Below are 5,636 nucleotides of genomic sequence, written 5' to 3' on the forward strand. Positions count from 1 at the left end.
ATAACTATTGTCCAATAGAACATTAATAATCGCCAAACAGAGCGATCGCTTTTGAACCAGAGCATTGAAGAAGGAGACAGGAGACAGGAGACAGGAGACAGGAGGAAAATTACATGGGGATTCGCTCCCCCAAGTAATGCGTGAACACCCCCGTTGACGGTGGGGTATTAAACCCACAAAGAAAATGATAACTATTGTCCAATAGAACATTAATAATCGCCAAACAGAGCGATCGCTTTTGAACCAGAGCAATAACTATTGTCCAATAGAGCAATAGAACATTAATAATCGCAAAACAGAAAGAATATTTCACCTTAAAAGGCGGGGTTTTAGACCCAATCCTGTTTGATAACTCGCCTATCCGACTCTTGCTTCTTCCTTCTACACTTTAGTTCTTTAACACTAAAAAAAAAACATGAATAATTCCACCAGGCAAAATCAGCAAATTTCTGACAACAACATCAATCTCACCGTCAACCCAGAAACTCAACTTGTCACAGTAGAAAATCCCACACCAAGCATTTCCGTACTATGGGATCAAGCAGTACAACAAGCAGTCATCAACACCTCCCCCGGTCCGACTGTTGCCTCCCGTGCTTATGGCATCCTACACACAGCCGCCTATGACGCTTGGAGCGCCTACGACCCACTAGCTATTGGAACTCAATTAGAGGATAATCTCCAACGTCCCCAGTCAGAAAACACTGATGCCAACAAAACTGAAGCTATAAGTTTTGCTGCTTATCGGGTATTATCGGAACTCTTCCCTAGCGAAGTAGAAATTTTCAATGAAGTCATGGCTGAATTAGGCTTTGACCCCAACAACACAACCACTGATACAAGCACTCCTGCTGGCATTGGTAACGTCTCCGCTGAAGCACTATTAACATTCCGTCGAAATGATGGCTCCAACCAACTAGGAAATGACCCTAACGGTAACGGTACTCCTTACTCCGATATTACTAACTATCAACCCCTTAATTTTCCTGGAGAAACTATCGATATAGAGTCTTGGACTCCCGAACGGGTTCCCATTGATGCTCTACCCGGTGAAGAACAAAGAGTGCAAACATTCCTAACTCCTCAATGGGGTAATGTTACACCCTTTGGTCTCACATCCGTTGAAGACATACGACCAGAAGCACCAGAACCATTTTTACTTGTAGATGGTGAGGTAGACTTAGAAGCACGCACAATTACTCTAGCAGACCAGTCTGTGGTTGAAATTACTCCCGATATTGTTGGTACAATTATTAATCCTAAATTTATCGAACAGACACAAAGAATTGTCGATCTCAGTGCTAACCTGACAGATGAACAAAAATTAATCGCCGAATTTTGGGAAGACGGAGGCGGTACATCATTCCCTCCCGGAACTTGGCTGACTTTTGGAGAATTTGTTTCCGCTAGGGATAATCATACTTTAGACGAGGATGTGAAACTGTTCTTTAATTTGGGTAATGCAGTATTTGATGCTGGTATTGCTGCTTGGGATGCTAAAACTTTTTATGATTATGCTCGACCTGTACGCACAGTCCGGGAGTTAGGAGAACTGGGTTTAATAGGAGAATTTAATCCAGAACTTGGTGGTTTTGCCATTGATGCTTGGGCAGGTCCAGCAGAAGGAACCCAAACTATTTTAGCAACTGATTTTCTCACCTTTCAAACTCCTGGTAGTGACCCTTCACCTCCTTTTGCTGAATATGTATCTGGTCATAGTACTTTTAGTGCTGCGGGTGCTGAAATTTTGGAACGGTTTACTGGTAGTGATGATTTTGGTGCTTCAGTCAGTTTTGCAGCAGGAGAGTCTCGTTTTGAACCTGGTTTGACACCGGAGTCACCTCTAGTTTTGGAGTGGGATACTTTTAGTGAAGCTGCGGATGAAGCTGGTATTTCTCGTCTTTATGGTGGTATTCATTTTGATGATGGGGACTTGAATGGTCGCGAGTTAGGGCGAGAAGTCGGGGAAAGTGTTTGGGAGAGAACTCAGTCGGTTATTGCTCCTAATGTTATTATCGGTACAAATGATGATGATGATTTAATCGGAACTTCTGAAAATAGTTTCATTTATGGCAACAAAGGTGATGATACAGTCCAAGGTTTGGATGGTAACGACTTACTTTTTGGAGGTAAAGGTAACGATACAGTTGATGGAGGTAATGGTGTTGATATTATTGGTGGCCACAGGGGTGATGATATTCTCATCGGCGGACCTGGTGGCGATCGCTTTGACTTTGGATTAGGTCATGGCGACAATATTATTGTTGATTTTGAAGACGGAATAGATATTATTGGTTTACAGGGTGGTCTGAGTGTCGAGCAATTGACTATTTCTCAGATAGGTAATGATACTCGCATTAGTACTAACCAGCTTTCTATTACGTTACAGGGTGTAGAGGAAAGCGTCATTAGTATTGATGATTTCACCGAACTTGCTTGATCGAAGAGTAGACCTTTTACCTCGGTGGTAACTGTTGAAAAATACCTCTACCTCCACCTCCAGTAATAGGAGTTATAGGTGTAGGTGATACGCGATCGCCAGAGCTACCAGCAGCAGGTTGAGAACCTCTCATCATTCCACCACGAGAGGGGTCTCCCACTCCACGAGAAGGGTCGGAAAATTCCGAGTCCGATACATCTGGAGACATGGTAAAATCAGAACCAGGTGCAGTGGTGCCACCCATTGGGTCGCCTGTACCACCCAGAGCATCATTTAAAAAAGTATTAGAAAAGCCACTGAAATCTAGTTTTCTCTCTTCTTCAAAAAATGGTACGCTTATTCTACGTTTTGCTGGTTCCCTAGAATTTTCTTCTTGAGCGTAAGCTACAGATATTAACCCAAGGGAAAAAGAAGAAGAAAGAAAGAAACATATCAATTTATTAATTGAATTTATCAGGAAAGGCAGAGGGGAGGAGGCAGAAGGCAGAAGGGAATTATGACTCCTGTCTTCGTTCATTCCCAAATATTTTGTTCTTTTTTGTTGCACCTTTACTCTTGTTTGTTCTCTGTTTCTTACTGCTATCAAAAAGCTATTATTTTTGATATTATCTTTTTCTTTTGGGTTTAATATCCCGCCATCTACAAGATGTTGAAAATTGGTTGAAGTTTGAGTCCCCATCCACTTTTTTATTCTTCTTTCTTCAATCATAGATAAATATAGTTATTCTAAATTTTTTTTGTTAATTTTACTTATCTTTTTCTTTTGGGTTTAATACCCCACTGTCTTACAGAGTGTTGACAATTGGTTGAAGTTTGAGTCCCCATCCATTTTTTCTTCCTTCTTCCTTCTTCCTTCTTCAAGGTCAAAAGCGGAAAGTTGTCCGTAAAACTCCAATTACAATTGTTTCATTATCTTCATTATGTTCTGGATTAGTCACTACAAAAAATCCGGGAGTAATTGTGATATAATCGTTAACTTTATACCGATAAAAAGTTTCAATATGATAAGAAGTATCCTCATCTTCTTCAATGCCATTATCTCCATCAACTAATTTTAATGGTTTACCAAATAAAACTGCAAATAAATCTCCTTGACGACCAAAAGGGTCAGACATACCGACAGAAAATAAATAAGTATTAGAAGTAGCATGAGCATCAGAATTAATATAATTTGTAAATACCCATCCTCCCCAAGCACCTAGAGTTATTTTCTCCCAAACTCGCCATTGTACTGTACCACCCACGGCATTAATATTAGCAGGTATACTTAACCCTCCAGAAGTATCAGCATTTAAGCTACCAGTAAAAGTATCCAAATAACCATCTTCTGAATAAGCATTAATATAAGTCACGCCAGTCAATACATTATCAAACGGAACAGTTAAAAATTGGACTCCCACAGCACTATGACCAGCATCAGTAATACCACCTTGGCCAGTGGGACCCTTGCCAGGGTTTTCGCTATCCCGCGTACCGTAGGCAACTTGCAAACGTACTTTATCAGTAATTAACCAATCAAAACCTAAACCAGAATCTAATCTACCTATCTTAAATATGGGACTAGAGTCAGTAAAGCGGGAAATAGACCCACGACCTGCATCAAAATAAGGGGAGTTAGCTGTGAGGACACTATTTAAGCTGAAGTTGACAGGACGGAAAGTGAAGACCACGCGATCGCCAAAAGCGGGAAAACGATATTCCAACTTAAATATCTGAAACTCATCATCTGTATTTGTTTGATAAGATAAAATTGCCATATCTGTATTAAACGACTGACTACCTGCAAAACTACGACTACTGAAATTTGCCGCACCCAATTCTATTCGTAGGCGGTCTTTACCTGTAAAAGTTGTAGCTGTTTGCAGTCGTACTAAATAATTAAAAATTGTGTTTTTGTCTCCGTCTCCACGTCCACCAAAAGCATTGACTACATCCTCACCGCCAAAACCGTTGGTTAAACCAAATATTACTTCTCCACCAAATATTGTTGTAGTGCCATTAAACCTGTTTGCTTCTAATTCTGCGGTGCGAGCTTCAAGTACATCTATTCGACCACGGAGGGTAGCTAACTCTGGAGCAAATTCTTCAACTAAACGTTGAATGGCAGCTATATCCTCGCGAGTCGCTAAGTCTACTGTAGACTGGCCAATTAATTCTGTCATTCTATCTAAGCAGGCATTTAACCCAGCAGCAAATTCGTATCGGGTCATAGCTCGGTTACCTTTGTAAGTGCCGTCTGGATATCCTGCAATACAACCGTAACGTTCTACTAATGATTGTAATGCTTGAAATGCCCAGTCTGTAGGTTGGATATCTGAGAGTTGGGATACGGAGGTTACTTGGTCTAGTTCTGAAAGATCGTCATATTCATCTGATGCTTGTGCTAGTTGTAGGGTTTTTTTTCTAACTGTTGAAGGAACAGAATGGGAGTTATTTAAGCTCTGTAATATTGGTGGTGATAGTAAATGGAGAAAAGACTCATCTTGAGGTTTAACTTTTGTAGAATTTATTTGTGTTAATCCAGTTGCAGATTTTGCCCATGTTAAAGGAACTCCTAAAATAAATATTGAGATTAAAGATAATAAAAATTTACTTCCCATTTTATTTCGTCCTCATCTTATCGGTATATTTATTTAACTTGGTGTACTTTGATTTCAGTACATAATAATTTAAGACGTTTATATCATTAATATCTTCTTCGAGCAACCTAGCCAACAACTAATTTATTAAGATCAGTAAAATATTGTCTTCAAGTGCAGTGAAACATCGATTGAAGAAGGAGACAGGAGACAGGAGACAGGAGACAGGAGGAAAATTACATGGGGATTCTAACCCCAAGTAATTTTGAACACCGTGTAGACGGTGGGGTATTAAACCCACAAAGAAAATGATAAGTTAATTTATTAGACATAACTTCATCAGAAGATTACCAATCAAAACTTTACAAAACTTATTTATGGTCTTCCGGAAAATAAAATTTAATATTATCTTTATTGCCGTTATGTTAGTTATTTATATACGATTAAATTCACAAATAAAAAAAACTAAACAGTATAAAAACCGGAGTCAATAGGCTGTGGCCATAACAATTAGTAGCTAATTAGCTTCCTAAACTAGTCTTGAAGATCGCCAATTTAATTTATTTGATGAAGCCTTTAAACCCGGTCTTTTACACACAAGTTATACATAATTTACT

At 39.4% G+C, this 5,636-nt stretch carries 4 protein-coding genes; 1 reads left to right on the plus strand and 3 read right to left on the minus strand.

The window, feature by feature from the left end; genetic code table 11:
• On the minus strand, nucleotides 1-252 hold a 252-nt coding region (locus tag F6K13_RS15670), incomplete at its 3' end, for a hypothetical protein (protein WP_287287806.1).
• Nucleotides 253-415: 163 nt separating this feature from the next.
• Here F6K13_RS15670 and F6K13_RS15675 point away from each other — a divergent pair.
• A complete protein-coding gene (locus F6K13_RS15675) occupies nucleotides 416-2,440 on the plus strand; it encodes a DUF6851 domain-containing protein (protein WP_124145801.1) in 2,025 nt (674 codons plus the stop codon).
• Nucleotides 2,441-2,456: 16 nt separating this feature from the next.
• Here F6K13_RS15675 and F6K13_RS15680 read toward each other — a convergent pair whose 3' ends face one another.
• Entirely contained in the window at nucleotides 2,457-3,149 is a 693-nt protein-coding gene (locus F6K13_RS15680) for a hypothetical protein (RefSeq protein WP_124145802.1), read from the minus strand.
• 154 nt (nucleotides 3,150-3,303) lie between these two features.
• Nucleotides 3,304-5,040 (minus strand): iron uptake porin, encoded by a 1,737-nt coding sequence (locus F6K13_RS15685; RefSeq protein WP_287240972.1) that lies wholly within the window; start codon nucleotides 5,038-5,040, stop codon nucleotides 3,304-3,306.
• Between the last annotated feature and the right edge of the window lie 596 nt (nucleotides 5,041-5,636).

Source organism: Okeania sp. SIO2B9 (genome assembly GCF_010672505.1).
GTDB lineage: Bacteria > Cyanobacteriota > Cyanobacteriia > Cyanobacteriales > Microcoleaceae > Okeania > Okeania hirsuta.

Coding starts and splice junctions, on each gene's coding strand:
- F6K13_RS15675 (WP_124145801.1), top strand. CDS start 416: ATGAATAATTCCACCAGGCAAAATCAGCAAATTTCTGACAACAACATC.
- F6K13_RS15680 (WP_124145802.1), bottom strand. CDS start 3,149: ATGATTGAAGAAAGAAGAATAAAAAAGTGGATGGGGACTCAAACTTCA.
- F6K13_RS15685 (WP_287240972.1), bottom strand. CDS start 5,040: ATGGGAAGTAAATTTTTATTATCTTTAATCTCAATATTTATTTTAGGA.